Source organism: Bordetella sp. (genome assembly GCF_051960075.1).
Lineage (GTDB): Bacteria > Pseudomonadota > Gammaproteobacteria > Burkholderiales > Burkholderiaceae_B > Bordetella.
The window spans coordinates 1-25182 of sequence record NZ_JBQCER010000029.1 but is presented as its reverse complement, the minus strand read 5'-3'; the positions used below and the strand labels follow the sequence as shown (position 1 = coordinate 25182).

Annotated in this window: 25 protein-coding genes; 10 read left to right on the top strand and 15 right to left on the bottom strand. The window is 66.7% G+C overall.

Annotated features, from left to right (window positions below):
- The first annotated feature begins 95 nt into the window (after positions 1-95).
- Positions 96-1568 (top strand): DUF342 domain-containing protein, encoded by a 1473-nt coding sequence (locus ACTHJ1_RS04055; protein WP_440188066.1) that lies wholly within the window; start codon positions 96-98, stop codon positions 1566-1568.
- 4 nt (positions 1569-1572) lie between these two features.
- On the opposite strand, the gene ACTHJ1_RS04050 is transcribed toward ACTHJ1_RS04055, so the two are convergent.
- From ACTHJ1_RS04050 to ACTHJ1_RS04020, 7 genes are all read right to left on the bottom strand, one after another.
- Entirely contained in the window at positions 1573-1983 is a 411-nt protein-coding gene (locus ACTHJ1_RS04050; RefSeq protein WP_440188063.1) for a RidA family protein, read from the bottom strand.
- A gap of 30 nt (positions 1984-2013) precedes the next feature.
- Entirely contained in the window at positions 2014-2481 is a 468-nt protein-coding gene (locus ACTHJ1_RS04045; RefSeq protein ID WP_440188060.1) for an acyl-CoA thioesterase, read from the bottom strand.
- Entirely contained in the window at positions 2481-4124 is a 1644-nt protein-coding gene (locus ACTHJ1_RS04040; protein ID WP_440188057.1) for an AMP-binding protein, read from the bottom strand. Before ACTHJ1_RS04040 ends, ACTHJ1_RS04045 begins: the two co-directional genes overlap by 1 nt.
- A 56-nt stretch (positions 4125-4180) precedes the next feature.
- Positions 4181-5350: an acyl-CoA dehydrogenase family protein gene (locus tag ACTHJ1_RS04035; protein ID WP_440188054.1), complete on the bottom strand. Its 1170-nt coding sequence runs from the start codon at positions 5348-5350 to the stop codon at positions 4181-4183.
- Between the two features lies 1 nt (position 5351).
- Positions 5352-6203: an enoyl-CoA hydratase family protein gene (locus ACTHJ1_RS04030; RefSeq protein WP_440188051.1), complete on the bottom strand. Its 852-nt coding sequence runs from the start codon at positions 6201-6203 to the stop codon at positions 5352-5354.
- A 131-nt stretch (positions 6204-6334) separates the two neighbouring features.
- A complete protein-coding gene (locus ACTHJ1_RS04025) occupies positions 6335-7144 on the bottom strand; it encodes an SDR family NAD(P)-dependent oxidoreductase (RefSeq protein ID WP_440188048.1) in 810 nt (269 codons plus the stop codon).
- Complete coding sequence (locus ACTHJ1_RS04020; RefSeq protein WP_440188045.1) at positions 7141-9489, bottom strand: bifunctional salicylyl-CoA 5-hydroxylase/oxidoreductase; 2349 nt, start codon at positions 9487-9489, stop codon at positions 7141-7143. The genes ACTHJ1_RS04025 and ACTHJ1_RS04020 overlap by 4 nt, the downstream gene beginning before the upstream one ends.
- Positions 9490-9680: 191 nt before the next feature.
- On the opposite strand from ACTHJ1_RS04020, the gene ACTHJ1_RS04015 reads away from it, so the two are divergent.
- From ACTHJ1_RS04015 to ACTHJ1_RS03990, 6 genes are all read left to right on the top strand, one after another.
- Positions 9681-10169 (top strand): MarR family winged helix-turn-helix transcriptional regulator, encoded by a 489-nt coding sequence (locus tag ACTHJ1_RS04015; protein ID WP_440188042.1) that lies wholly within the window; start codon positions 9681-9683, stop codon positions 10167-10169.
- A 77-nt stretch (positions 10170-10246) separates the two neighbouring features.
- Positions 10247-11263, top strand: a complete 1017-nt coding sequence (locus tag ACTHJ1_RS04010; protein WP_440188039.1) for a hypothetical protein — start codon at positions 10247-10249, stop codon at positions 11261-11263.
- An 83-nt stretch (positions 11264-11346) separates the two neighbouring features.
- Entirely contained in the window at positions 11347-12573 is a 1227-nt protein-coding gene (gene argJ / locus ACTHJ1_RS04005) for a bifunctional glutamate N-acetyltransferase/amino-acid acetyltransferase ArgJ (protein ID WP_440188036.1), read from the top strand.
- A gap of 185 nt (positions 12574-12758) precedes the next feature.
- Positions 12759-13625 carry an ATP-binding protein gene (locus ACTHJ1_RS04000; protein ID WP_440188033.1) on the top strand — a complete coding sequence of 289 codons (867 nt, stop codon included), beginning with the start codon at positions 12759-12761 and terminating at the stop codon, positions 13623-13625.
- Between the two features lie 11 nt (positions 13626-13636).
- Positions 13637-14644: a Nudix family hydrolase gene (locus tag ACTHJ1_RS03995; RefSeq protein ID WP_440188030.1), complete on the top strand. Its 1008-nt coding sequence runs from the start codon at positions 13637-13639 to the stop codon at positions 14642-14644.
- A gap of 61 nt (positions 14645-14705) precedes the next feature.
- Positions 14706-15146, top strand: coding sequence for a bacteriohemerythrin (locus tag ACTHJ1_RS03990; RefSeq protein ID WP_440188027.1), 441 nt, complete (start codon positions 14706-14708; stop codon positions 15144-15146).
- Positions 15147-15149: 3 nt separating this feature from the next.
- Here ACTHJ1_RS03990 and zapD read toward each other — a convergent pair whose 3' ends face one another.
- The 3 genes from zapD to ACTHJ1_RS03975 form a co-directional block, all read right to left on the bottom strand.
- On the bottom strand, positions 15150-15902 hold the full coding sequence (zapD, locus tag ACTHJ1_RS03985; RefSeq protein ID WP_440188103.1) for a cell division protein ZapD: 753 nt from the start codon (positions 15900-15902) through the stop codon (positions 15150-15152).
- 66 nt (positions 15903-15968) lie between these two features.
- Positions 15969-16607, bottom strand: coding sequence for a dephospho-CoA kinase (gene coaE, locus ACTHJ1_RS03980; RefSeq protein WP_440188024.1), 639 nt, complete (start codon positions 16605-16607; stop codon positions 15969-15971).
- 22 nt (positions 16608-16629) lie between these two features.
- A complete protein-coding gene (locus ACTHJ1_RS03975) occupies positions 16630-17391 on the bottom strand; it encodes a prepilin peptidase (protein ID WP_440188021.1) in 762 nt (253 codons plus the stop codon).
- 160 nt (positions 17392-17551) lie between these two features.
- On the opposite strand from ACTHJ1_RS03975, the gene ACTHJ1_RS03970 reads away from it, so the two are divergent.
- On the top strand, positions 17552-18370 hold the full coding sequence (locus ACTHJ1_RS03970; protein ID WP_440188018.1) for a copper resistance protein NlpE N-terminal domain-containing protein: 819 nt from the start codon (positions 17552-17554) through the stop codon (positions 18368-18370).
- 17 nt (positions 18371-18387) lie between these two features.
- On the opposite strand, the gene ACTHJ1_RS03965 is transcribed toward ACTHJ1_RS03970, so the two are convergent.
- From ACTHJ1_RS03965 to ACTHJ1_RS03950, 4 genes are all read right to left on the bottom strand, one after another.
- The gene (locus ACTHJ1_RS03965) at positions 18388-18636 is read right to left on the bottom strand and encodes a LuxR C-terminal-related transcriptional regulator (protein WP_440188015.1); all 249 of its coding nucleotides are present in this window, start codon (positions 18634-18636) and stop codon (positions 18388-18390) included.
- A gap of 172 nt (positions 18637-18808) precedes the next feature.
- Positions 18809-19663 (bottom strand): pantoate--beta-alanine ligase, encoded by an 855-nt coding sequence (panC, locus tag ACTHJ1_RS03960; protein ID WP_440188012.1) that lies wholly within the window; start codon positions 19661-19663, stop codon positions 18809-18811.
- A 43-nt stretch (positions 19664-19706) separates the two neighbouring features.
- Positions 19707-20606: a segregation and condensation protein A gene (locus ACTHJ1_RS03955; RefSeq protein ID WP_440188010.1), complete on the bottom strand. Its 900-nt coding sequence runs from the start codon at positions 20604-20606 to the stop codon at positions 19707-19709.
- 21 nt (positions 20607-20627) lie between these two features.
- Positions 20628-20816, bottom strand: a complete 189-nt coding sequence (locus ACTHJ1_RS03950) for a DUF3460 family protein (protein WP_440188007.1) — start codon at positions 20814-20816, stop codon at positions 20628-20630.
- A gap of 137 nt (positions 20817-20953) precedes the next feature.
- Between ACTHJ1_RS03950 and ACTHJ1_RS03945 the strand changes: the two genes are divergently transcribed.
- Both ACTHJ1_RS03945 and glpK read left to right on the top strand, forming a co-directional pair.
- Positions 20954-22408 (top strand): DHA2 family efflux MFS transporter permease subunit, encoded by a 1455-nt coding sequence (locus tag ACTHJ1_RS03945; protein ID WP_440188004.1) that lies wholly within the window; start codon positions 20954-20956, stop codon positions 22406-22408.
- Between the two features lie 42 nt (positions 22409-22450).
- On the top strand, positions 22451-23965 hold the full coding sequence (gene glpK / locus ACTHJ1_RS03940) for a glycerol kinase GlpK (RefSeq protein WP_440188001.1): 1515 nt from the start codon (positions 22451-22453) through the stop codon (positions 23963-23965).
- A gap of 62 nt (positions 23966-24027) precedes the next feature.
- On the opposite strand, the gene ACTHJ1_RS03935 is transcribed toward glpK, so the two are convergent.
- A partial coding sequence (locus ACTHJ1_RS03935; RefSeq protein ID WP_440187998.1) for a metallophosphoesterase occupies positions 24028-25182 on the bottom strand: 1155 nt, incomplete at its 5' end.

Below are 25182 nucleotides of genomic sequence, written 5' to 3'. Positions count from 1 at the left end.
CCGCGTTATCCGCCTCTATCGCAGGGCATTGCTTTGGCGGCACAATATTCGAAGAAATCGGCGCCGACGAGCGCCGGCGCCACAAAGGAGACCGAATGTCCGCTGTCCCGCCTGTAGAACCCTCCGCGGACGACCCGATCGACGGCAGTTTCGAACTGCATATCGAAGATGACCGCATGAGCGCCACGCTGCTCGTCGAGGCGCCCCGGGGCGGGGCGGCCGTCACCGAAGAGCAGGTACGGGTCGCGCTGGCCGACCGCGGCGTGGTCGCCGGCATTCTGGACGCCGAACTGCGCGAGGCCATCGCGCGCAGCGAAGGCATAGGCGTGTGCATTGCCGCCGGCCAGCAACCCATGCCAGGCGAGCCCGCCACGTTCACGAGCCTGATCGAATCCCCCCGGCAACACCGCGCCGAAGCCGGCGACCCGGACGACGACGAGCAAGACGACGGCACCTTTGCGCGGATCGACTACCGCGACATGGGCAGCCTCGTCCTGGTCAAACCGGGCGCGCCGCTCATGCGCCGCACGCCGCCCGTGCCGGGAACGCCCGGTTTCGACATAGCGGGCAAGGTTATCGATCCGCCGACGCTCGAAGATCCTCCCTTTGCCCAGCCTCTGCCCGGCGCCGCGGTGTCCGCGGACGATCCGAACCTGCTGGTCGCCGCGATAGCCGGCGCGCCCAAGGTCATGCCGCGCGGCGTATCGGTCGCGTCGCTGGTGGAAATCGAGGCCGTCGACCTGGACAGCGGCAATGTCGATTTCGACGGCACGCTGCGGGTCAAGGGCGACATTCTCGCCGGCATGAAGGTGCGCGTGACGGGCGACGTCGTCGTCACAGGCACCATCGAAGCCGCCGATATCCATGCCGGCGGCAACATCATGGTCAACGGCGGCATCATCGGCATGACCGAGACCGTCGCCACCGACGGCCAGGAGCAATCGCGTTCGGCCCGCCTGGTCTGCGGCGGCATGGTCAAGGCGCGCTTCATCCTGCACGCCGAGATCGACGCCGCCAAAATGGTCGCGGCCGAACGCGAGATACGTCAGTGTTTCGTCGATTCCGGCGAGAGCGTGGTCGTCGGCCCGCCGGGCGGACAGAACGGCGTCATCGTCGGAGGACGCATCCGCGCCATGACATCGGTGCAAGCGGGCATCATCGGTTCGACGGGCGCCGTGCGCACCGAAATCCAGGTAGGCCTGGATCCGCACGTGCATGCCCGGCGCGAAGCCTTGCAGACAAAGCGCGAGGATCTCACCGAGCAGCAGGCCAAGCTTGAAAAGCTGGTGATGTTCCTGCATGCGAACCCGCAGAAAGACGTCGACGGCGTCGGCGACCGGGCGCGCAAGACATACAGACAGACCTTCACCGATCTGGACGCCCTGAAAGCCGAAGAAGCCGAACTGATCAAGGCTCTGCAGCCCAAGCCCAACGCCTATGTGGCCGCCCGGAAAGCCATCCACAGCGGAGTGCAGATCCGCGTGGGCCACAAGGCCCGCGAATTCCGCGAAGACCATCCCGGGTGCAAGGTCAGGATAGGCCAGGACGGCGAAATCGCCGTGAGCTGAGACTTCAGGCGCGCGGCGGTATCACTGCCGTCACTTCGATCTCAACCTTGGCACGGTCTTCGACCAGATCGGCCACCTCGATCGCCGTCATGGCCGGAAAATTGCGCCCCATCACCTCGCGATAGTGCCTGCCGATGGCCGGATACGAAGCCACATACTCGCGCTTGTCCTTCACGTACCAGGTCATTCGCACCATGTGCTCCGGCCCGCCGCCCGCCTCGCGCAGCACGGCCGCGATGTTTTCCAGGGTCTGGCGCACCTGTTCGGCGAAATCGTCCGTCTCGAACTGCTGTTGGCCGTTCCAGCCTATCTGGCCGCCGACGAAAACCAGCTTCGAACCGACGGTCATCTCGGCCATGATGCCGTTGGAGTAGCCCTTGGGGGGCAGCCAGTCCGGGGGTTGCAGAATATTCATTGCACGATCCTGTTGAAGGAAGATTTGAAATCAGGCCGCCGGCGCGGCAGGCACAAGGTAGGCAGCCATGCGCTCGCGCAAAGCGGGCGGCATGGGTGCGGGGCGCACGCTTCGAACATCGACGAACACCAGGGTCGCGCTGGCGGAAAGGCGCTGTCTCTGGTCGTCATGCCCTACGAAGCGCACGTCGAAATTGATGGACGACCCGCCGATGCGCCGCAGCGTCAGTTCCTGCCGCAGCGTGTCGTTCCAGCGGCTGGGCGCCGTGAAGTCGCACTGGATCGACGCCGTAGGTATGCCCAGGCCCATGTCGGTCAGCAGACGATGGAAGGAATGGTCCAGCGCCTTGTCGAACCACTCTTCGACGAAGTCGTTGATCATCTCGAAATAGCGCGGATAGAAAACAATACCTGCCGGATCGCAGTGGCGAAAGCGCACCCGCGTTTCGCTGACGTAGGGCTTGCCTGCCGGTTCCTGCATGACGTTCTCCTGTTTCATCACGCCGCGCCGCGCTGGCGCAAGGCGTAGCGCTGCAGTTTGCCGGTCTCGGTGCGCGGCAGCGCAGCCATGAACTCGATCTCGCGAGGATACTTGTAAGGCGCGACCGTGGCCTTGACGAAGTCCTGCAGCCGCACGGCCAGGTCGGGCGTGCCTTCGTAGCCCGGTTTGAGCACCACGAATGCCTTGACCACCTGGCCGCGTTCCGGGTCGGGCTTGCCGATCACGCCGCATTCGGCCACGGCCTCGTGGCGCATCAGCGCGTCTTCGACCTCGGGACCCGAGATGTTGTAGCCGGCCGAGACGATCATGTCGTCGTTGCGAGCCTGATAGAAGAAATAGCCGTCGTCGTCCTGCACGAAGGTATCGCCGGGCAGATTCCAGCCTTGCTGCACGAATTTGCGCTGACGCTGGTCGGCCAGATAGCGGCATCCGGTTGGCCCCTTGACCGCCAGGCGTCCGGGCGTGCCGTTGGGCACGGGCTGCATGTCGTCGCCGACCACCTGGGCGACATAGCCCGGCACGACCTTGCCGATGGCGCCCTGACGCACCTGGTCGGGGGGGCTGGAGACGAAGACGTGGATCATCTCGGTGCCGCCGATGCCGTCGATCATCTCGATGCCGGTGGCCTGCTTCCACAGCTGGCGCGTGGCGTCGGGCAGCGCCTCGCCGGCCGAGACGCTCTTCTTTAGCGTGCGGATGTCGTATTTGCCGACCAGCGCCGCCATCTGGCGATAGAACGTGGGCGCGGTAAAAACGATGCTGGCGCCGAAATCCTGGATCTCGGCCAGCAGCAGGTCGGGCGTGAGTTTTTCCGACAGCACAGTGGAGGCGCCCACGCGCAGCGGAAAGCACAGCAGCCCGCCCAGGCCGAACGTGAAGGCCAGCGGCGGCGTACCGCAGAATATGTCGTCGGCCTGCGGCTTGATGACGTGGCGAGGAAACAGATCGCACATGGCGAGCACGTCGCGATGAAAGTGCATGCAGCCCTTGGGCGCGCCGGTCGTGCCGCTAGTGAAGGCGATCAGGCACACGTCGTCGCCGGCGGTATCGCTGGCGGCGTAGTCATCGGGTTTGCTCGCAGCCAGGGCGTCGATCGCATCGGGCGCGGCGTCGTTGAACAGCACCACCTTTTCCAGGCCGGCACAGTAGTGCTCGTTCTTGGGGTCCATGCAGGCCAGGGCCTCGTCCTTCAAGCGCGCATCGCACAGCACCGTATGGATTTCGGCCTTGCTTATCGCCTGCTTGAGCTCTTTGGCGCGCAGCAGCGGCATGGTGGGCACGGTGACCAGGCCCGCCTTGATCGCGGCCAGCCAGGTGGCGGCCATCATGACATTGTTGGGGCCGCGCAGCAGCACGCGGTTGCCCGGCTTGAGCTGCAGGTCTTCGCTCAGCACATGCGCGATGCGGTTGCTCAGACGGCGCAGCGCGTCGTAAGTCATCGACGCGGGCTTGCCGTCCTGGCGCCAGCGCAGCGCGACACGTTCGCCCATGCCGCGCGCCACGACGGCGTCGACCAGCTCCACCGCGCAATTGAAGCGTGCGGGATAGCGCGTGTCCGGGCTGTCGAGGATCTCGGGCCATTCCTCCGGCGCCGGTAGGTTGTCGCGGGCAAACGTGTCGACGTGTGCGGTTTTTTCCATGGCGGTGTTCTCCTCCTTGATGACTGCGACTCTGCGGCCGCCGGGTCGTCGGGCATTCAGGTTTTGAGCAGCTCGCGCGCGATGATGAGCTTCTGCACTTCGGTCGCGCCTTCGTAGATGCGCAGCGCGCGAATCTCGCGATAGAGCTTCTCGACGGCCACGCCCGACACCACGCCCAGGCCGCCGAACATCTGCAGCGCGCGGTCGATTACGGTCTGCGCCGATTCGGTGGCCGTCATCTTGGCCATGGCGGCTTCGCGCGTGGTTCGCGTGCCCTGCACGTCGCGCTGCCAGGCGGCGCGGTAGGTCAAGAGCGCCGACGCATCGATGGCCGTGTCCATCTCGCCCAGCGCCGCCTGCGTCAGTTGCAGGTCGGCCAAGGTCTGGCCGAACATGGGGCGGCTACGGGCGCGGTTCAGGCCCTCGTCGAGCGCGCGCCGCGCGAATCCCAGCGCCGCGGCGGCCACCGAGGCGCGGAAGATGTCCAGCGTCATCATGGCCAGCTTGAAACCCTGGCCGGAATCGCCCAGGCGTTGGCCGACGGGTATGTGGCAATTATCGAAGCGCAAGCGGCCCAGCGGATGCGGCGCGATCAGGTCGAAGCGTTCGGCCACGGTAAAGCCGGGCGTGCCGGCATCTACCACGAAGGCGCTGATGCCGCGCGCGCCGGGCGCTTCGCCGGTGCGCGCGAACACGCAGTAGAAGTCGGCGATGCCGGCGTTGGAGATCCAGGTCTTCTCGCCGTCGAGCACGTAGTGGTCGCCTTCGAGACGCGCTTGGCACGACATGGCGGCCACGTCCGACCCGGCATCGGGCTCGGACAAGGCAAAGGCGGCGATGGCCTCGCCGCGCGCCACGCGCGGCAGGTAGCGCAGACGCAGTTCGTCCGACCCCATCAGCGAGATCGCGCCGCTGCCCAGGCCCTGCATGGCGAAGGCAAAATCGGCCAGGCCCTCGAAGCGCGCCAGGGTTTCGCGCAGGATGCAGACCGAGCGCGAATCCACCTGCGGCAATTGACCGCCCCACGCGCCGTTCGGGCCGGCAGGCACCGCATAGCGCAGCCAACCGGCCGCGCCCAGCGCGCGCACCAGTTGCTTGCAGGCGGCATCGGCGTCGTGATGGTCCACATGGGCCAGGTTCTTTTCGCACCAGGCATCCAGATCGTGCGCGAGCTTGCGGTGCGCATCGTCGAAGAACGGCCAGGAGAGCCAGCTTGCGTCGCGCATCTCAATCTCCTTCGAACACGGGCTTTTGCTTTGCCACGAAGGCGTGATAGGCGCGATGGAAGTCTTTGGTGGCCATGCAGATGGCCTGCGCCTCGGCTTCGGCCTCGATGGCCTCGTCCACGCCCATGTTCCATTCCTGGTGCAGCAGCTTTTTGGTGACGCCGTGCGCGAACGTGGGACCGGCGGCGATCTGCGCCGCCAGCTTGGCGGCGGCGGCGGCCAGCTCTTGCGAACCGTGCAAAGCGTTGAAGAAACCCCAGGCGCTGCCTTCGTCAGAAGACATGGCGCGGCCGGTGTAGAGCAGTTCGCTGGCGCGGCCCTGCCCTATCATGCGCGGCAGCAGCGTGCAGGCGCCCATGTCGGCGCCGGCCAGGCCGACGCGGGTGAAGAGGAAAGCGGTCTTGGCCGAGGGCGTGCCCAGGCGCATGTCGCTAGCCAGCGCCACCATGGCGCCGGCGCCGGCGCACACGCCGTCGACCGCGGCCACGATGGGTTGCGGGCAGGCGCGCATGGCCTTGACCAGGTCGCCCGTCATGCGGGTGAAGTCCAGCAGTTCGGGCATGCTCATTTTGGTGAGCGGACCGATGATTTCGTGCACGTCGCCGCCGGAGCAGAAGTTGCCGCCGGCGCCGGTGATCACGACCACCTTGATGTCGGTGGCGTAGACCAGGGCGCGGAACAGGTCGCGCAGTTCGGCGTAGGAGTCGAACGTGAGCGGGTTTTTGCGGTCCGGGCGGTTCAGGGTGATGGTGGCGACCTTGTGGTCGTCGGAGACCTGCCACAGGAAGTTGCGGGGCTGGTAGCCGGCCATGGGGCGCTTGTGGTGCTTCATGGTGTGTTCTTGTTCGGTCATTTCCTGCGGCCTCCTATTGGGTTCTCAAGGCGCCGAGGCTGCCCTGCACAATTCCGACGCTCGCCCGGCGGGCTGCGCCTCGGATTGCTCCGGGGTCCTCGGCTCACAATGGTTTCATGCGATGGTCTATCTCAACCTGTCATCACTTCGCCGCCGTCTACGGAGATGGCTTGGCCGTTGATGGACGATGCGCTCGGCAGGGCCAGCCATGCCACCGCGTCGGCGACTTCGCTCGGCTGCACCAGTCTTCCTTGCGGATTGCGTTCGGCCAGTTTGGCGCGGGCCTGGTCTTCGCTCATGCCGGTCTTTGCCATGATGTTGGCTACCGCGTCGCGCACGATGTCGGTCTCGGTATAGCCGGGGCACACCGCGTTGACGGTGATGCCTTTCCTGGCGACTTCGAGGGCGACCGAGCGGGTGAGGCCGATGACGCCGTGCTTGGCGGCGACGTAGGCGCTGACATACGCGTAGCCGATCAGGCCCGCCGTGCTGGCGACGTTGATGATGCGGCCCCAGCCCGCGGCGAGCATGCAGGGCAGCGCGGCCTGCATGCAGTGGAAGGTGCCGTCCAGGTTCACGGCCATCATGTCGCGCCAGAGCTTGGCGTCGGTGCGCGCGAACGGCTGGCTGGCGGCCTGGCCGGCATTGTTGACCAGGATGTGGACGGAGCCGAATTGCCGCACGGCCTGTTCGAAGGCAACCTGCACCGAAGGCATGTCGGCGATGTCGGCAGACACGAAACCTGCGCGGCCGTGCGCGGTCGGCTCGGACGCGCTCAGTTCGGCCACGGCGGCTTGCAGGGAATCGCGGTCTCGGCCCAGCAGCGTGACTTGCGCGCCGCGCGCCAGCAGGGCCCTGGCGCAGGCAAGGCCTATGCCGCGCGCGCCGCCGGTGACCAACGCGTGGCGACCCGCCAAAGCTTGATCCGCAGGCGCGCTCATTTGATGTCCAGCCTGGCGTAGGCCGCGGCGCGCTCGAAGTTGGTTTCGAGCTGGCGCTTGCCGGCGAAATACTGCTTGGGCCAGGCCACGTCGGCGTAGCCCACGCGCGCGCTCTCGCGCAAGGTCCAGGAGGCGTCGGCCAGATGCGGACGGGCCAGGGCGCACAGATCGGCGCGGCCCGAGGCGATGATGCCGTTGGCATGGTCGGCCTCGAAGATGGCGCCCACGGCGATCGTGGGAATGCCGGCCTCGTTGCGCACGCGATCGGCGAAGGGGGTCTGGAACATGCGGCCGTACACCGGCTTTTCGTCGCGGCTCACCTGGCCCGACGAGCAGTCAATCATGTCGGCGCCGGCGGCCTTGAATGCGCGGGCGATCTCGACCGCGTCGTCCGGCGTGATGCCGCCCTCGACCCAGTCGTGCGCCGAGATGCGCACCGACATGGGCAGGGATTCGGGCCAGACCGCCCGGACGGCCCTGAACACCTCCAGCGGATAGCGCAACCGGTTTTCCAGGCTGCCGCCGTACTCGTCGGCGCGCTGGTTGGTGAGCGGCGAAATGAACGACGACAGCAGATAGCCGTGAGCGCAGTGCAGTTCGAGCCAGTCGAAGCCTGCGGCGGCGGCGCGCCTCGCAGCGGCGACGAAATCGTCGCGGATACGGTCCATGTCGGCGCGTGTGGCGGCGCGCGGCACCTGCGATACGCCTTCGATATAAGGCAGGGCCGAGGCCGCGACGAGAGGCCAGTTGTCCGCCGGCAGGGGCTGGTCGATGCCGTCCCAGGCCAGGCGCGTGGAGCCTTTGCGGCCGGCATGCCCCAGCTGCATGCCGATGCGCGCGTTGCTGTTGCCGTGCACGAAGTCGACGATGCGCTTGAAGGCCGCGCCCTGCGCGTCGTTCCACATGCCGGGGCATCCCGGCGTGATGCGCGCGTCCGGCGAGACGCAGGTCATTTCCACCATGACCAGCCCCGCGCCACCCATGGCGCGGCTACCCAGGTGCACCAGGTGAAAATCGCCCGGCACGCCATCCACGCAGGAATACATCGCCATGGGCGACATGACGATGCGATTGGCCAGCGTGACGCCGCGCGCCTTGAAAGGCGTGAGCATGGGCATGGGCGGCCGTTTGCCGCTTTGCGTTGTCGTCCCCGATCTATCGGCGACCCACTTTTCGTAGCCTTCCAGCCAGGCCGCATCGCGCAGGCGCAGGTTTTCGTGCGAAATGCGCTGCGAGCGCGTCAGCAGCGAATAGGCGAACTGCTCGGGCTCGAGGTTGGCGTAGCGCGCCACGCTCTCGAACCATTCGGTGGAGTTGCGCGCGGCGTTCTGGATCTTGAGCACTTCGACGCTGCGTACGTCTTCGTAGTGCTGCAGGCCGGCTTGCAAATTGGGCGTGTCTTTCAGGCAACGGGCCAGCTCGATGGCGTCTTCCAGTGCCAGCTTGGTGCCCGAGCCGATGGAGAAGTGCGCGGTATGCGCGGCATCGCCCATGAGCACTACGGGCACCTTGCGCTTGCCGCGCGGCGTGTCCAGCTCGTTCCACTGGACCCAGCTGTTGCAGATCACGCGCGGGAAGCGGATCCAGATGGCCGAGCCGCGCAAGTGCGTGGCGTTGCTAATGAGCTTGTGGCCGTCGAGCCAGGGCGCGAACAGCTTTTCGCAGTAGGCGATGCCCTCTTGCTGGCTCATGGTTTCGAGGCCGGCGGCCCGCCAGGTCTCGTCCAGCGTCTCGACGATGAAGGTCGACATGCCGTCCTCGAAACGATAGGCGTGCGCCTGGAACCAGCCGTGCTCGGTTTCGACAAAGGCGAAAGTGAAGGCGTCGAACACCTTGGTGGTGCCCAGCCACACGAAACGGCAGCGGCGCGTGTCGATGTCGGGCTTGAAGGTATCGGCGTAGCGCTTGCGCACCAGGCTGTTCAGTCCATCGGAGGCGATGACCAGATCGGCGTCGTAGTCGATGGCGATTTTCTGGTCGTCTTCGACGGTCGTCTCGAACACCAGTTCGACGCCCACTTCTTCGCAGCGTGCCTGCAGAATGTTGAGCATGTGCTTGCGGCCGATGCCGATGAAACCGTGCCCGCCGCTGCGCAGCGTGCGCCCTTTGTAGTGGATGTCGATATCGTCCCAGTGGCTGAAGGCGTCGACGATGGTCTCGGCCGAAACCGGATCGGCCTCGGCCAGGTTCTGCATGGTGGCGTCGGAGAACACCACGCCCCAGCCGAACGTGTCGTAGGGCCGGTTGCGTTCGATCACGGTGATTTCGTTGGCCGGATTCTGCAGCTTCATCAGCAGGCCGAAGTACAGGCCGGCGGGGCCTCCGCCCAGGCAGACGATCTTCATTGCTCACACTCCGTAGGGGATGCGCCGCGGCGAGCGGCCAGGCATCGAGCCCGAAAAATAGTTTAGGCTTCAAATAATAAACGCCAAAACCCCGACTGGCAATAGGCTCGCGCCCCGCTGGCGCCGGGCACAAGTTTAGATTTAAAGTAACTGCCGAAAAACCCGGGATTTCTCCCCCAGCCCAAGCCCCTATGACGACACCCTCCCCCGATCTGGAAAGCCGCGCCGCCCCCGACGACCACCACGCCCTGCGCCTGTGGCTGCGATTGTTGACCTGCACCAACCTGATCGAGGGCGACATCCGCGGCCGCCTGCGCAACGAGTTCGACACCACGCTGCCGCGCTTCGACCTGATGGCCCAGCTGCAGCGTGTGCCCAAGGGCATGAAGATGGGCGATCTGTCGCGTCACATGATGGTGACCAACGGCAACATCACGAGCATCGCCGATCAGCTCGAAAAAGAGGGGTTGGTGGTGCGCACCAAGGTCGAATCCGATCGCCGCAGTTCGGTGCTCAAGCTCACCCCTCAGGGGCGCAAGATCTTTGCCCGCATGGCACGCGCCCATGAAGACTGGGTCAAGGGCATGTTCGACGGCCTGCCCGAAGCCAGCCGCAACACGCTGTTCAAGGCGCTGGGCGAACTCAAGCTGCAGGTGGTGGCGCACCGGGACAAAGCCTAGCGCCTGGCGAGCCCCCCGGATACCGACTTGCCCCGAGGCGCCGGTTTGACTCGCGCAGCCCATACAATGTGGGCGCCATGATTTCCGTTTTGCTGCCCAGGGGCAACCACTACCTATACCTGGCGGTCTCTCTGATCTGCCTGAGCACGCTGCTGACCTGGGTCATCTGGCTTGCCATCGCGCCTGCGTCGCGCCAGTGGCTGCGCGACAGGTTGCGGCTGGGCCTGGCGCTGATGGTCGGCATGGCCGTGATCGGCGGCATCTACCCCTACCACCTGGCCACTTCATGGCTGGCCGCTCAGCGCGCCCTGGGCAGGGCCCTGGCCCATCGCGAAATACTGCAGTCCGGCCAGACGCTGGCCGGCGTCGCCATGCCCGCCGGCACCCTCCTGCATGTGCGCAAAGTCGGCCAGCCGGACACCTTCGCGTGGGTCCGCTTTCCGCAACCCGCCGAGGTCGACGGCTTGCGAGTCCACAGCATACGGCGCCATATCAGCCCCGCCCGCGCCGGCGAGCCGGCGCGCCAGACCTGGTCGGTCGCGCTGGCGGGCGACCAACGCATCCATGGCTGGATCTGTTCGCACAGACATCCGGTGGATCTGGCCATCGACAAAGAGGGCAAACCCCGTTTTGCCGACTGCCACCTGGCAGACGGCAACACGCTGGACGGGCAGCCTCTGCCCATCGGCACCTGGTTGGCCCGGCCCCAGGACGATCCGCAAGGCTGGCTGCTGAGCACCGACGGCAGCGAAGCGGCCACGGTCGCACACTTTCCCCTGCTCAAGGCCGACGTCGTCACCGACTCGCAGTTGCGGATTATCTCGTTCAAGGGCCTGCTGGCCCGCGAGACCAAGCTGGGCGACGTGACTTACCCCGTCGGCACCCGAGCCGCCACCGCGCTGAACGTGCCGGGCGCACAGCCCGGCGACCTGCTGTTCTCACCGCCGCGCGGCCGTGCGGCGCAATACAAGAACCAAAGCGACGTGCAGGCCGGCACCTCGGTGCTGCAGACGCCCGACGGGGTCGTGCGTCTGTTGATCGACAACCGCCAGGCCGGCGTCGTGGACGCCGCCACCCTACGCGTCGGCCCCTGAGGCCGTCGACGCCCGCCGCCCGCCCGCGGGGTGAGATAATAGGCCCCCCTTTTCCCTACCACCCGTACCGCGAGACCGAGGTCATGGCCGTCAACCTGAAGATTCCCTCCCCTTCCGATATCTTCCCCGTACCCGGCGTCGAGATCGGCGTCACCGAGGCGGGGATCCGCAAGGCCGATCGTCGCGATCTCACCGTGTTCCGTCTGGCCGATGGCAGTACCGTAGCCGGCGTGTTCACGCGCAACCGCTTTTGCGCCGCGCCCGTGCAGATCTGCCAGGAACACCTGGCCAGCGGCGGCCCCATCCGCGCCCTGGTCATCAACACCGGCAATGCCAATGCCGGCACCGGCGCCGAAGGCCTGCACGCCGCGACCCAGACCTGCGCGGCGCTGGGCAAGATTCTGTCCGTACCGGGCGAGCAGGTGCTGCCGTTTTCCACCGGCGTGATCCTCGAACCCCTGCCGGTGGATCGGCTCATCGCCGGCCTGCCCCGGGCCGTCGCCAAGCTGAACCCCAAAGGATGGTCCGATGCCGCGCACGGCATCATGACCACCGACACGCAGCCCAAGATCTACTCGCGCCAGGTCGAAATCCGCGACCGTACGATCACCATAACCGGCATCAGCAAGGGCGCCGGCATGATCCGTCCCAACATGGCCACCATGCTGAGCTTCCTGGCCACCGATGCGGGCATTGCCCAGCCCCTCCTGAACAGGCTGGCCAGGCAGATCGCCGACCGCTCCTTCAACCGCATTACCGTCGACGGCGACACCTCGACCAACGATTCCTTCATCATCGTCGCCACCGGCAAGTCGGGCGTGCTGATCGAATCCGAATACGACGCGAACTACGCTGCCCTCTCGCACGCGCTGACGGCGGCAGCGCTGGATCTGGCGCAGAAAATCGTGCGCGATGCCGAGGGCGCCACCAAATTCATCACTATCCACGTAGACGAAGCGGGCGATCAGGACGAAGCGCTCAAAGTAGCCTACTCGGTGGCCCACTCGCCGCTGGTCAAGACCGCTTTCTATGCATCGGACCCGAACCTGGGCCGCATACTCGCGGCCATCGGCTACGCGGGCATTGCCGACATGGATCCCCGCAAAGTCAAACTGCGGCTGGACGACGTGCTGGTGTCCAGCGATGGCGGCCGCGCGCCGTCCTACAAAGAAGAAGCCGGCCAGCGCATCATGAAGCAGTCCGAGATCGCCATGCACATTTCGCTGGGCCGCGGCCATGCGAGCGAAACCGTGTACACCTGCGATTTTTCGCACGATTACGTAAGCATCAATGCCGACTATCGTTCGTAATGTCCCCCCCCACTCACACTTCGTGTTCGCGGCCCCCCAGGGGGCGCTTGTCGCTCGCCTTAGGGCGGCCTGGCGGCTCGCTCGGGTAACTATGTCTCTTCCCACTCACACTTCGTGTTCGCGGCCCCCCAGGGGGCGCTTGTCGCTCGCCTTGGGGCGGCCTGGCGGCTCGCTCGGGTAGCACCATGAACTCTTACGATCTCTCCCATCTGCTGGAACGCGCCGAACGCGTTCTGGCCCAGCTCGAAGCCTGGCTGCCCGCCGCCCCGCCCGAGATCGACTGGAGCGCGCACGCCTTTCGCTGGCGCAAGCGCGGCGCCCGCGGCTGGCTCGACGCCGTGCGGCACGTGGCGCGCATCGAGCTGGCCGACCTGCAACATGTCGAACGCCAGAAAGACGTCATCGACCGCAACACGCGTCAGTTCCTGCAACGCAAGCCGGCCAACAACGTGCTCATGACGGGCGCTCGCGGCACCGGCAAGAGCTCGCTGGTCAAGGCCATGCTGGCCGCCTACGGCGACCAGGGCCTGCGCCTGATCGAAGTCGACAAATCCGACCTGGGCGATCTGCCCGACATCGTCGAAATGATCTCCGGACGCCCCGAGCGCTACATCGTCTTCTGCGACGACCTCTCTTTCGAAGAAGGCGAGGCCGGCTACAAGGCGCTCAAATCCGTGCTCGACGGCTCGGTGTCTTCATCGGGCGAGAACCTGCTCATCTACGCCACGTCCAATCGACGCCACTTGATGCCGGAATACATGAGCGAAAACCTTCAGGCCAAGCACACCGCCGATGGCGAAATAAACCCCGGCGAAACGGTCGAGGAAAAGATCTCGCTGTCCGAGCGCTTCGGTCTGTGGCTGTCTTTCCATCCCTTCCGGCAGGACGACTACCTCGATATCGTTCACCACTGGCTGCGCGACCTGGGCTGCCCCGCCGACCAGATCGAAGCCTCGCGCACCGAAGCGCTGCAGTGGGCGCTGGAACGCGGCTCGCGCTCCGGCCGCGTGGCCCATCAGTTCGCGCGCGACTGGGCGGCGCGTCGCGCCTGAATGCCCCGCACATGACCGAACGCAAGATCATCGACGTCGCCGCCGGCCTCATTTTGCGCGGCGACGGCGCGCTGTTGCTGGGCCAGCGCCCCGCCGACAAGCCCTGGCCGGGCTGGTGGGAGCTGCCCGGCGGCAAACTCGAACCCGGCGAAACCGTGCTGCAGGCCCTGACGCGCGAGCTGCATGAAGAAATCGGCATACGCGTCACCCAGGCCTGGCCCTGGGTCACTTATGTGCACCACTACCCCCATAGCACCGTGCGCCTGGCGTTTTGCCAGGTCACGGCCTGGGAGGGCGAGCCGGCCGGCCTGGAAAACCAGCAGCTGCGCTGGGTCGATCCGGCTCAGGCGCTGTCCGACGCGCTGCGCCAGGGCGACGATCTGGACCCGGACAAACCCGACGGCCGAGTCCTGCCCGCCACTATCCCGCCGCTGCGTTGGCTGCAGTTGCCCACCACTTACGGCATCTCGGGCATCGGCTCGCCCTCGCATCTGCCCGCCTTCCTGCAGCGGCTCGACGCGGCCCTGGCCCGCGGCCTGAAGCTGGTGCAGCTGCGCGAGCCCGACTGGCCGGAAGGCCCGCACGCCGAATCGCTGCGCACCGCTTTCCTGCAAGTGCTCGAGCGCTGCCACGCCGCCGGCGCACGACTGCTGATCAACAGCATGCATCCCGAGCCCTGGTGGCATCAGGCCGATGGCGTGCATCTGCGCACCGCGCAGGCGGTCGTGCTGCAAAGCCGTCCCAGCCTGCCGTCGGATGCGCTGGTGGGCGTCTCGGCCCACACGCAGGGCGACATCACGCATGCGCGCAAGCTAGGCGCCGACTTCGCCGTGCTGGGCGCCGTGCTGGCCACCCCCTCGCACCCCGGCGAACCCGGCATGGGCTGGGCCGGCTTTGCGGAGGGCCTGCGCGATGCGGGGCTGCCGGTATTCGCGCTAGGCGGCCAGTCCGAGGCAACGCGCGACATCGCCCGCTCGCATGGCGCACATGGCATTGCCGGCATCCGAGCGGTGCTCTGAGGCCGACGTCCGCGCACGCGCCTGAACCACGGCGGTTTGCAGCGCGAGTAGACTTGAGACCATGCATACCGAACCTACCCTCGCCCTGGGCGACCCGCGGCTGGACCGGGACCACGCCGAACTGCAGCGCCTGGCGCAGCAACTGGCGCAGGCCCGCAATCGGCAGGAGGTCCTCGCCGCCCTGGACGCGCTGGCTCGGCACTGTGCCGCCCACTTCGCCGCCGAAGACGAAGACCTGCGGCTCATGCAAGGCAACGACGACGCGGTCTGCCATATCGACGAACATGCCGCGGTGCTCGCCTCTCTGGCCGAAGTCAAAGACTGGGTGATCGAAAACGACGATGTGGCCGGCATGGCAAACCTGGTGCAGTCGCTCTGCGCCGAACTGGAACGCTGGCTGCCCGAGCATGTGCACTACATGGATTCGGCAGTGGCCGCCTATCGCAGCAAGAACCGCTTCGGCGGCTCGCCCGTCGCTTTCGCGCCGCGCCCGCCTGCCTAGGGATCAGATCGAACAGAGCGACATGCTGAAAGGCACGTCGCGCGCCACAGGCTGCGGCTTGAGCTCGCCGTCTTGCGTGGCATAGCGGATCCAGATCATGTATTTGTTGGCGCTGATCTCGGGGAACACGCCCTGGGTCGGCTCGATCCAGACGCGCAGCAACAGGTGCTGCTTGCCGCCCAGCATCTGCTGATAGGCGCCCTGCTCGGCCACGGCCTGGCTCTTGGCGCCGTTTTCGCGCAGCAGCCGCAGCGTCAGGGCCAACCCCTCGCACAAGCCCATGAGGGAGTCGATCCAGCGGGCCATGTCGGCCCGGCGCGCTTCCGCGGGCTTGTGTTGCCAGGCATAGAACGAAGGCACGTCCATCTGCGTCGCGCCCCCGGTCACGGAAAGGCGACCGCGCAGGCTCGACAACCATTCGTTTTCGCGCAGGGCCTGGCCGATCTTGCCCTGCGCGGTCAGCACGCCGATGACGCGCTCCATATCGCCCAGCATGCTTTCGAGCACATCCTGGGCGACGCCGGGATGGCCGCGCAACGCGGCCAGCCCCGAACGCTGGCGTTCCAGATCTTGCAGAATGGAGCCTTTGACGTCCGTGCGCTCGAGTACGTCGAGAATGTCGAACAGCGTGGAGACCGCGATCTGATGCTCGCGCATGTCGTCTCCGCGAACCAGGAAGAACAATCTGTCGAACAGATATTCCAACCTGAGGTAGGCGCGGACACGCTCGTTGAAGGGGTATTCGTACAGAATCACTCGCCGCAAGCCCTCGATGACGGCCGATGGGCCTGGCGCATTGGCCAAGCGCCAGGTCCGGGGTTATCAGGCGGATGCTTGCCGGCCTTGGGCGGTGCCCAGTGTCGCGGCCAGAGCGATCCAGCGATCATGCATCATCCTGGTCCGCTCGTGCAGCAAGGCGGGAGACGTAGCGCCGTCATTGAGGATGACGTCGTCCGCCACTTGCAGCCTGGCTTCACGCGTGGACTGTGCCGCCATGATAGCCCGTATGCCGTCCGGCGTCAGCCCGCTGCGCTCGCGCACCCGGGAAATCTGGGTTTCGGGATCGCAATCGACCACGCAGATGCGATCGACCTTGTCGCGCCAGCGGCCGGACTCGACCAGCAACGGCACGACGAACACACGGTATGCGCCTTGGGCGCGGTCGCCCTGTTCGCGCGCATGACGGCTTATCAAGGGATGCAGAATGCCTTCGAGGCGCGCCTTGGCGTCCGGGTCGCGAAACACGCGCTCGCGCATCCATGCGCGGTTCAAGGCGCCCTCGGCAGTCACGGCCTCTGCGCCGAACGCCTCGCGCAACGCCGGCATGGCCTCGCCTCGCGCAGCCGTGAGCGCATGCGCAATCACATCGGTATCGATGAGCGCGGCGCCCCATTGCGAGAGCATATCCGCCACCCGCGATTTGCCAGAACCGATGCCGCCGGTCAGGCCTATGCTCAACATCCTGTTTTTTTCCATCTCGCACCTAGGCCGCGAAAAAGCGGCCCATGGGGGCCACGACAAGAAGCATCAGAATACCGCCTGCCGCCAGATAAGGCCCGAAAGGCATGGCTTGACCGCGCCGCAACCGGCCCGACCATCGCATACCCAGGCCTGCCGCCGACGCCGCCAGCGACGCGCCCAGCAGCGGCCAGGGCAGCGCCGCAAGACCGAACCAGGCGCCCAGCGCGGCCATGAGCTTGAAATCGCCATAGCCCATGCCATCCAGGCCGGTGCGCCAGCGCAGCAGGCGATAGGCCGACCAAGGCAGCACATAGCCCGCCGCCGCCCCCAGCACCGCCGACGGCAGAGGCGCCAGGGCGCCATGCAGGTTGACCAGCAGCCCTAGCCAGAGCAAGGGCAGGGTCAGCGCGTCGGGAAGCAGGCCGGTTTCGGCGTCGATCCAGGCCAGCGCGATGAGCGCCGCGGCCAAGGCCATACCGCTCAGCGCGGCGGGCGTGGCCCCCAGGCGCCATGCGCAGGCAGCGAAAACCGACGCCGTGAGTGCAGCCATGGCGGCGCTGCGTGCGTCCAGGCGCCAATCGGTCTGCCGCCCATCGTTCGCGCCCGCCGGTATGGCTTGCGCGGCTCCGCATGTCTGCTCGCGCCAGGCGCGTTCGAGCTCGCGAGGCAGCGCCCGCGCCAGCGCGCTCAGCCCCCACCCTGCCGCCAAGCCCAGGCACCCGGCCAGCGCGGCGGCCCAGGGCAATCCGATAGGCAAATTCTGCCAAGCGAAAGCAATCGACATTTCGTCCCGCCGCAACGTCTGTGCACCGGTGCAGCCCGCCGCCATGACGAGGCAATTCCAAGTGCGTAAAATCCGAGAATCGAAACACCCGGCCAGTGCTGATCGTTGACCGAACGCTCTGGCCAAACTTCACGCCGACCCGCGTACTCCGGACCCTTCCATGCCTTTTTCTTCCCTGCCTATCCTGCGCACGCTGATACTCGCGACGACGATCAGCGGCGCGCTGCTGACCACGGGCTGCGCCCAGATGCGCGAACCGGGCTACTACGCGCCACCGGCGGCAAACTCCAATACCGATGCCAACTACACCGCGCAAGGCGGCATCAGCCATTCGATGCTGTCGCAGGCGCCCTCGCAGATCCAGATCCCGCTGAACTACGCTCCCGAGAAAAAGCAACCCGACGCGGTTGCGGCCACCGCCAGCGGCCCCGCAGCGGCCGGTAGCGCGGACAAGGCGCCCGGCGCTGCCCTGCCCGACGCGGGCAGCCCGGTCGCTGCGCCCATGCCGGCAATACCCGCCGCAGGCGCCAACGCCCGGATGAAAGACAACGTGCCGTCCACGGCCGCCCCCACGGATCATCCGGCCCAACGCGCCTTTCTGCCGCAGGCCGAAACCTTTGTCGGCACCATTCCCTGCTCGGCGCCGTCGGAGCAATGCTCGGCGCAGCGCATCACGCTCACGCTGGGTCCCAACGGCCGCTGGCGCAGCCGCACCACCTATCTGGCCAGCCAGGGCCAGCCCGCCGCGCCGCAGGCTGAGCAAGGCTGCTGGAACGTCACCGGCGAGCATCCCGCCCATCTGCTGCTGCTGGACGCCAAGAGCAATCCGCAGACCGAACTGGTGGCCTCCGCCGACAACGTGCTGAGCATCAAGTCCATCCGGGGACGCACGCCCCTGTTGCCCTACACCCTGACCCGCCAGCCCGACCTCGATCCCGTCGACGAGCTCTCGAAGCAGCCGCTGCCCAACTGCCCCTGAATTTCGGGCTTGGTGCATCAGACCTCGTTCGCGGAACCGAGGCGGTGCGGGCAGATGCTGCAAGCCAGTTCCAGCGCGCTGCGCACGCCCATCTTGCGAAAGATGCGCGCGCGATGCGCCTCGGCCGTGCGCTCGGAAATATCGAAGTCGATGGCGACCACCTTGTTGGGCAGACCGCGGGCATAGTGCTGCACGAGCTGGCGCTCGCGCGCCGACAGCCCCTCCAGTCTCGGTGCGCTTTGCGAGGCGGCTTTACTGCATGGCATGACGTCCTCCGTTTTCGGGAAGGCCAGTGTGTCATGCAGCGCGGTGGCGGCGCCCTATCGAAGTCCCCTACCAGCGGCGTTTTCCGACCGAAAGAAGCGAAAACAAGGCTGCGGCGCCGCGCCCGGCGGGCTTGCTGCCGTCCTCAAGACGAGCTTGCCGCGATCCGCGGGATCAGAACTCCAGATTGTCGATCAGACGCGTAGCGCCCAGCTTGGCGGCGGCCAGCGCCACCAGCGGTTCGCCGGCCTTGACCTCGGCGGCCTCGGGCACTTTGAGATCGCGCTGGCGGCGCACCGACATGTAGTCCACTTTCCATCCGCGCGCCTGCAGCGCGCTCATGGCGTCGCGCTCGATGGCAGCCGTGTCGCAAACTCCCGAGGTCAACTGTGCACGCAGCGCATCGCGCATCGACTGCAGCGTGGCATATAGCCGCGGCGCCTCGGCGCGCTCCTCGTCGGTCAGATAGCGGTTACGCGAGGACAGGGCCAGGCCGTCGTCGGCCCGCACGGTCTCGTGCGCCAGAATGTCCACCGGAAGCTGGAATTGCTCGCACATGCTGCGCACGATCATCAGCTGCTGGTAGTCTTTTTTGCCGAACACAGCCACGCGGGGCTGCACGCAAGACAGCAGCTTCATCACCACCGTACACACGCCCGAGAAAAAGCCCGGCCGAAACTCGCCTTCGAGTATGTCGCCCAGATCGTCGGGGGGCTGCACGCGGTAGTTCTGCGGCACGGGATACATTTCGCGCTCGTCGGGCGCGAAGGTGATGTAGACGTCGCGGCGCTGTTCCATCTTCTCGACATCGTCGCGCAGCGTGCGCGGGTAGCGGTCGAAGTCTTCGTTGGGACCGAACTGCAGGCGATTGACGAATATGCTGGTCACCACCGGGTCGCCGTGCTGGCGCGCCATCTTCATCAGGGCCAGGTGGCCGTCATGCAGATTGCCCATGGTGGGCACGAAAGCGATGCGGGTCTGACCGCGCAGATGATCGCGCAGGTCCTGGATGGTGTGTACGACTTTCAAGGGAAGCCTCCGGTACGGACCGTCGGTGAGGATGGTCGCGGCGTCAGGCCGCGACGGCGCTGGTGTAGGCCAGGCGCACGTAGATGGGCGCGTAGGGCTCGGCCTGGGTGATGTCGAGCAGGGACTCGCGCGCCAGTTCGAGCATGGCGATGAAGTGAACCACCACGACGGCGACAGGCGCGCCTTCGCGCACGCGCTCCATGAAAAGCTCGCCGAATTCGATGAAGCGCACTTCGTTCAGGCGGCGCAGGATGTGCGTCATGTGATCGCGCACCGACAACTGCTCGCGCGTGATCTGGTGATGCTGATTCAGTCGCGCGCGTTTCATGATGTCGGCCCAAGCCGAGCGCAGATCGTCGACGTCGACCTCGGGCATCATGCGCTCGACGCTGATTTCGGCCACCGCATGGCTGCGCACGAAATCGCGGCCTAGCTGCGGCAGCGCATCGAGCTTCTGCGCGGCCAGCTTCATCTGCTCGTATTCGAGCAGGCGACGCACCAGCTCTGCGCGCGGATCTTCGGGCTCTTCGCCGGTGTCGCTTTTTTTGACCGGCAACAGCATGCGCGACTTGATCTCGATGAGCATGGCCGCCATGAGCAGATACTCGGCGGCCAGCTCGAGATTGTGCACGCGAATCTGCTCGACATACGACAGATACTGCCGCGTGACATCCGCCATGGGGATGTCGAGCACGTTGAAGTTCTGCTTGCGGATCAGATAGAGCAGCAGATCCAGCGGGCCTTCGAAAGCCTCAAGGAAGATTTCGAGCGCATCCGGCGGGATATACAGATCGTTGGGCAGCTGAAACAGCGGCTCGCCGTACAGGCGAGCGAACGCCACCGAATCGATCACGTCGGGCGTGGAGTCGACCTGCGGCTCGATCAGCGCAGCCAGGTTGTCACCCGGGATCGCCGCGCCGCCGGGCAGGAGGTTGCCGGACATAAAACGCGTGAATCGAGCGGCTTAGTCGGCCTGATAGACGTAGGGCTTCTGCGGCACACGGCCCTGGCGGAAGCCCTCCAGCAGCTCGGCGTCCTGCTCCTTGTCCCAAAGGCGGGCGCGGCCTTCGAGCTGGCGGCGCTCGGTGTCGGGATGCTGAGCCTTGTAGGTCTTGAGAAACTGGGTCACTTCGGATTCGTAATTTTTAGCCATGATGCGAGGTTCGCTCTGGTTCGTCTCGGCAGCCCGGGCTGCCAGGAATTCATTGCCGAAGTTTACTGCACGCCGAGGATGCAGCCTCAACGCCGGCGTTACAATCGGGAACCCCATCTGGCCCGCCGCAGTTCCCCATGTCAGCCGCCCCCTCCGCCGCCGCCTTGCCCGCCGCCTCAGCCCAGGACGCGGCGCACGCGGCCCGGGCCGCGCGCATGATCCCCTTCATCGTGGGGTGCGCGCTCTTCATGCAGATGCTCGACGCCACCGTGGTCGCCACCGCCCTGCCCGCCATGGCGCAGAGCGTGGGATCCACGCCGGTGCGGCTCAACGTGGCGATCACCGCCTACCTGCTGGCCGTGGCCGTCTTCGTGCCGGTCAGCGGCTGGGCGGCCGACCGCTACGGCGCGCGCCGCGTGTTCGTTGCGGCCATCGCCCTGTTCACGATCAGCTCGGTCGCCTGCGCCCTCTCGCAAAATCTTGCGCAGCTGGTGCTGGCGCGCATCGCGCAAGGCATGGCCGGCGCCATGATGGTGCCGGTGGGGCGCATCATCCTGCTGCGCATCGTGCCCAAGGAAAACCTGCTGCGCGCGATGTCCTTCCTGTCGATGCCCGCCCTGCTGGGGCCGGTGATCGGGCCGCCCATCGGCGGCTTCATGGTCACCTACATGTCGTGGCACTGGATCTTCCTCATCAACATCCCCTTCGGCATCCTGGGCATCGCCATGGTGCTGCGCTACATCCATGAAATCCGCGAAGAGGACACCCACAAGCTGGACGGCATCGGCTTCGTCTTGAGCGGCGTCAGCCTGGCCACGCTGGTCAGCGCTTTCGAATCGCTGGGCCAGAGCTCGGCAGGCTGGTCGGAACCGGCCTTGCTGCTGGCGGTCGGGTTGGCCACGGGCTGGCTTTACGTGCTGCATGCCCGCCGCACGCCTCACCCCATCATCGACCTGGCGCTGCTGCGCAAACCCACGTTCGCCATCTCGGTGCTGGGCGGCAATCTGTGCCGCTTCGCCGTGGGCGCCATGCCGTTTCTCCTGGCCATGCTGCTGCAAGTGGGCTTCGGTCTGTCGCCCTTCCAGGCGGGCCTGATCACCTTCGCCAGCGCGGCCGGGTCGCTGCTGATGAAATTCGTCGCCACGCCCATCGTGCAGCGCTACGGCTTTCGCCGCGTGCTGACGGTCAACGCGCTGCTCACCGGCGGCTTCGTGATCGCCTGCGCCGCCTTCACGGCCAGCATGCCGGCCTGGCTGCTGATCCTGATTCTGCTCCTGGGCGGGTTCTTCCGCTCGCTGCAGTTCACCGGCATCAATACGCTGACCTATGCCGATATTTCCCCGGAACAGATGAGCAGCGCCAGCAGCTTCTCTGCGATGGCCCAGCAACTGGGCGTGAGCCTGGGCGTAGGCGTGGACGCCGTCACCTTGCACGCCAGCATGGCGCTGCACGGCCGCGCCTCGCTCACCGCCGCCGACGCCCTCGTGGGTTTCCTGGTCATCGGCACGCTGTGCATGGTCTCGTATTTCTCTTTCCGCCGCTTGCCCGCGTGGGCCGGCGCACAGCTCAGCCTGGGCAAAAAGCCGGACTGAATCCGGCTCAAGGCCCGTCAACAGCAAGCAAAAGGCGATCCCATGGCTCATCAAGGGCAGTTCCTTCTCGCGCTGGACCAGGGCACCACCAGCTCCCGCGCCATCGTGTTCGATCGCCAAGGCCGCATGCGCGGCGTCGATCAGCGCGAATTCCATCAGCACTATCCGCAGCCCGGCTGGGTCGAGCACGATGCGACGGAAATCTGGAACACCCAACTCGCCACCGCGCGCGGCGCCCTGGCCAACGCCGGCGCGCAAGCGTCTGACATCGCCGCCATCGGCATCACCAACCAGCGCGAAACCACCGTGCTGTGGGAGCGCGCCACCGGCCGGCCCGTGGCCCATGCCCTGGTCTGGCAAGATCGCCGTACCGCGGCTTTCTGCGAAAAGCTGCGCCAGGACGGCCACGCCGATTGGCTGCAGGAACGCACCGGCCTGGTCGTGGACGCGTATTTCTCCGGCACCAAGCTGGCCTGGCTGCTGGACAACGTGCCCGGCGCACGCGCGGCGGCCGAGCGCGGCGCGCTGGCCTTCGGCACCGTCGACACCTGGCTCGCCTGGCAGCTGACCGGCGGTGCGGTGCACAGCACCGACGACAGCAATGCGTCGCGCACCATGCTCTACGACCTGCGCAAGCGCGATTGGGACGACGAGATACTCGCGCTGCTGAACATTCCGCGCAGCGTGCTACCCAGGATCGCGCCCAGCAGCGGCGTCATCGGCCATGCCGTGCCGGACCTGCTCGGCGGCGCCATTCCGATCGCCGGCGTGGCCGGCGACCAGCAAGCCGCGACGTTCGGACAGGCGTGCTTCGAACCCGGCATGGTCAAGAACACCTACGGCACCGGCTGCTTCATGCTCATGAACGTCGGCGCGCAGCCTGTCGCCTCGCGCAGCCGCCTGCTGTCCACCCTGGGCTGGACGGGCTCGCCCGCGCAGCAGGGGCAGGCCACCTACATTCTCGAAGGCAGCGTCTTCATGGGCGGCGCGTCGGTGCAATGGCTGCGCGACGGCCTGGGCATCATCTCGCGCTCCGACGAAGTCGGCGCGCTGGCCGCGCAGGTGGCCGATACCGACGACGTCTTTCTGGTGCCCGCCTTCACCGGCCTGGGCGCGCCGCATTGGGACCCGTACGCCCGCGGCACCCTGGTCGGCATGACGCGCGGCACGACGCGCGCGCATATCGCGCGCGCCACGCTGGAATCGATCGCGCTGCAAAGCGCGGAACTGCTCGACTGCATGAAGGCCGACAGCGGCATTGCGCTGTCGGAGCTGCGCGCCGACGGCGGCGCGGCACGCAACGATCTGCTCATGCAGATGCAGGCCGACTTGCTGGGCGTGCCGGTCGTGCGTCCGCGTGTGCTGGAATCGACTGCACTGGGCGCCGCAGGGCTGGCCGGACTGGCCGTCGGTTTCTGGGACTCGCAGGACGAACTCGCAAGCCACTGGCAGGCAGAGCGCCGCTTCGAGCCCGCCTGGACGTCCGACCGGCGCGAAGCGCGAATGGCCCGCTGGAGACAGGCGGTCGAACATGCCAAGGGCTGGGCGAAACCGTAAGCGGGGCTTGGGCCGAAACAGGCGATGCGTGATGCGGGTTCGCATCGGCGCCCGGACCTCGGTCAGCCCTGAAGGGGGCTGCGCACCAGCTGTATCCGGGTGATCTCCGAAGGCGCCCACAAGCGTTTGGGCGGCCCCCAGTACCCCGTTCCGCGGCTCACATATACCCACATCCCCTGATGCAGATACAGGCCCGCCGTGAAAGGCTGCTGCAATCGGACGAAGAAGCCCCAGGGAAAAAACTGACCGCCATGCGTATGGCCGGACAATTGCAGCGTGTAGCCCAACGGGGCAGCCGCCAGCGCGCTGCGCGGCTGGTGCGCCAGCAAAATCCTGACAGCGGCGTCCGCCGCCGTGCCCGCCAGCGCGCGGGCCGGGTCGCTGCGCTGCGTAGAGTCGTGCGACTCTGCCGTGTAGTCGGTCACGCCGGCCACCACCACTTTGTTTCCCGCGATATCGGCGACCGCATGCTCGTTCATCAGCACGCGCAGGCCCAGGCGGCGAAACTCCTGTACCCAGGCCGTTGCACCCGAGTAGTACTCGTGATTGCCGGTCACCAGATACACCCCGTGCGGCGCGCGCAGATCGGCCAGGGGCTGGGTGTGCGCCGACAGCATTTCGACGCTGCCGTCGACCACGTCGCCCGTGATCGCGATCACGTCGGGACACTCGGCGTTCACCGCGTCGACGATGGCGCGCACATAGCCGGCCTTGATCGTCGGCCCCACGTGCACATCGCTGATCTGCACGATGGTGAAATTCTCCAGCCCCTCGGGCAGGCCGGCCACCGGCACGCTCACGGTCACCACGCGCGCCAGGCCGCGCGCGTTGATGAACCCCACGATGCTGCCCAGCAAGGCCAGCGCCGGCACCAGCGCAGCCGAGGCTGCGCGCAGCGCCGCCAAAGGCACGCGCGCGCCCAGCAGCGAGGCGATCCACGCGATCAGCAGCACGGCATCGCGCAGCGCCGTGAACACGAAGAGCGACGAGAAGAACCCCAGCGCCAGCAGGCCGATCCACGCCATCGCGCTGCCCCAGGGCCGCGGATGCGACGCCCGGCGGCTGAGCATGCCCATGGGTATCAGCACGCAGGACAGCACCAGCCACAGCCAGCAGCCCGTGGCGGGCGCCCCGCCGCTGGGGGCGGCGGCGATCACGCGCCGGGCGACAAAAGCCAGCCCCAACACAAAGAGAATAACGCACCGCACAAAAAAAAA

Excerpts from the sequence above, each read along its gene's own strand:
- ACTHJ1_RS04055 (WP_440188066.1), top strand. The coding sequence starts at position 96 with ATGTCCGCTGTCCCGCCTGTAGAACCCTCCGCGGACGACCCGATCGAC.
- ACTHJ1_RS04050 (WP_440188063.1), bottom strand. The coding sequence starts at position 1,983 with ATGAATATTCTGCAACCCCCGGACTGGCTGCCCCCCAAGGGCTACTCC.
- ACTHJ1_RS04045 (WP_440188060.1), bottom strand. The coding sequence starts at position 2,481 with ATGAAACAGGAGAACGTCATGCAGGAACCGGCAGGCAAGCCCTACGTC.
- ACTHJ1_RS04040 (WP_440188057.1), bottom strand. The coding sequence starts at position 4,124 with ATGGAAAAAACCGCACACGTCGACACGTTTGCCCGCGACAACCTACCG.
- ACTHJ1_RS04035 (WP_440188054.1), bottom strand. The coding sequence starts at position 5,350 with ATGCGCGACGCAAGCTGGCTCTCCTGGCCGTTCTTCGACGATGCGCAC.
- ACTHJ1_RS04030 (WP_440188051.1), bottom strand. The coding sequence starts at position 6,203 with ATGACCGAACAAGAACACACCATGAAGCACCACAAGCGCCCCATGGCC.
- ACTHJ1_RS04025 (WP_440188048.1), bottom strand. The coding sequence starts at position 7,144 with ATGAGCGCGCCTGCGGATCAAGCTTTGGCGGGTCGCCACGCGTTGGTC.
- ACTHJ1_RS04020 (WP_440188045.1), bottom strand. The coding sequence starts at position 9,489 with ATGAAGATCGTCTGCCTGGGCGGAGGCCCCGCCGGCCTGTACTTCGGC.
- ACTHJ1_RS04015 (WP_440188042.1), top strand. The coding sequence starts at position 9,681 with ATGACGACACCCTCCCCCGATCTGGAAAGCCGCGCCGCCCCCGACGAC.
- ACTHJ1_RS04010 (WP_440188039.1), top strand. The coding sequence starts at position 10,247 with ATGATTTCCGTTTTGCTGCCCAGGGGCAACCACTACCTATACCTGGCG.
- argJ (WP_440188036.1), top strand. The coding sequence starts at position 11,347 with ATGGCCGTCAACCTGAAGATTCCCTCCCCTTCCGATATCTTCCCCGTA.
- ACTHJ1_RS04000 (WP_440188033.1), top strand. The coding sequence starts at position 12,759 with ATGAACTCTTACGATCTCTCCCATCTGCTGGAACGCGCCGAACGCGTT.
- ACTHJ1_RS03995 (WP_440188030.1), top strand. The coding sequence starts at position 13,637 with ATGACCGAACGCAAGATCATCGACGTCGCCGCCGGCCTCATTTTGCGC.
- ACTHJ1_RS03990 (WP_440188027.1), top strand. The coding sequence starts at position 14,706 with ATGCATACCGAACCTACCCTCGCCCTGGGCGACCCGCGGCTGGACCGG.
- coaE (WP_440188024.1), bottom strand. The coding sequence starts at position 16,607 with ATGTTGAGCATAGGCCTGACCGGCGGCATCGGTTCTGGCAAATCGCGG.
- ACTHJ1_RS03975 (WP_440188021.1), bottom strand. The coding sequence starts at position 17,391 with ATGTCGATTGCTTTCGCTTGGCAGAATTTGCCTATCGGATTGCCCTGG.
- ACTHJ1_RS03970 (WP_440188018.1), top strand. The coding sequence starts at position 17,552 with ATGCCTTTTTCTTCCCTGCCTATCCTGCGCACGCTGATACTCGCGACG.
- ACTHJ1_RS03965 (WP_440188015.1), bottom strand. The coding sequence starts at position 18,636 with ATGCCATGCAGTAAAGCCGCCTCGCAAAGCGCACCGAGACTGGAGGGG.
- ACTHJ1_RS03955 (WP_440188010.1), bottom strand. The coding sequence starts at position 20,606 with ATGTCCGGCAACCTCCTGCCCGGCGGCGCGGCGATCCCGGGTGACAAC.
- ACTHJ1_RS03950 (WP_440188007.1), bottom strand. The coding sequence starts at position 20,816 with ATGGCTAAAAATTACGAATCCGAAGTGACCCAGTTTCTCAAGACCTAC.
- ACTHJ1_RS03945 (WP_440188004.1), top strand. The coding sequence starts at position 20,954 with ATGTCAGCCGCCCCCTCCGCCGCCGCCTTGCCCGCCGCCTCAGCCCAG.
- glpK (WP_440188001.1), top strand. The coding sequence starts at position 22,451 with ATGGCTCATCAAGGGCAGTTCCTTCTCGCGCTGGACCAGGGCACCACC.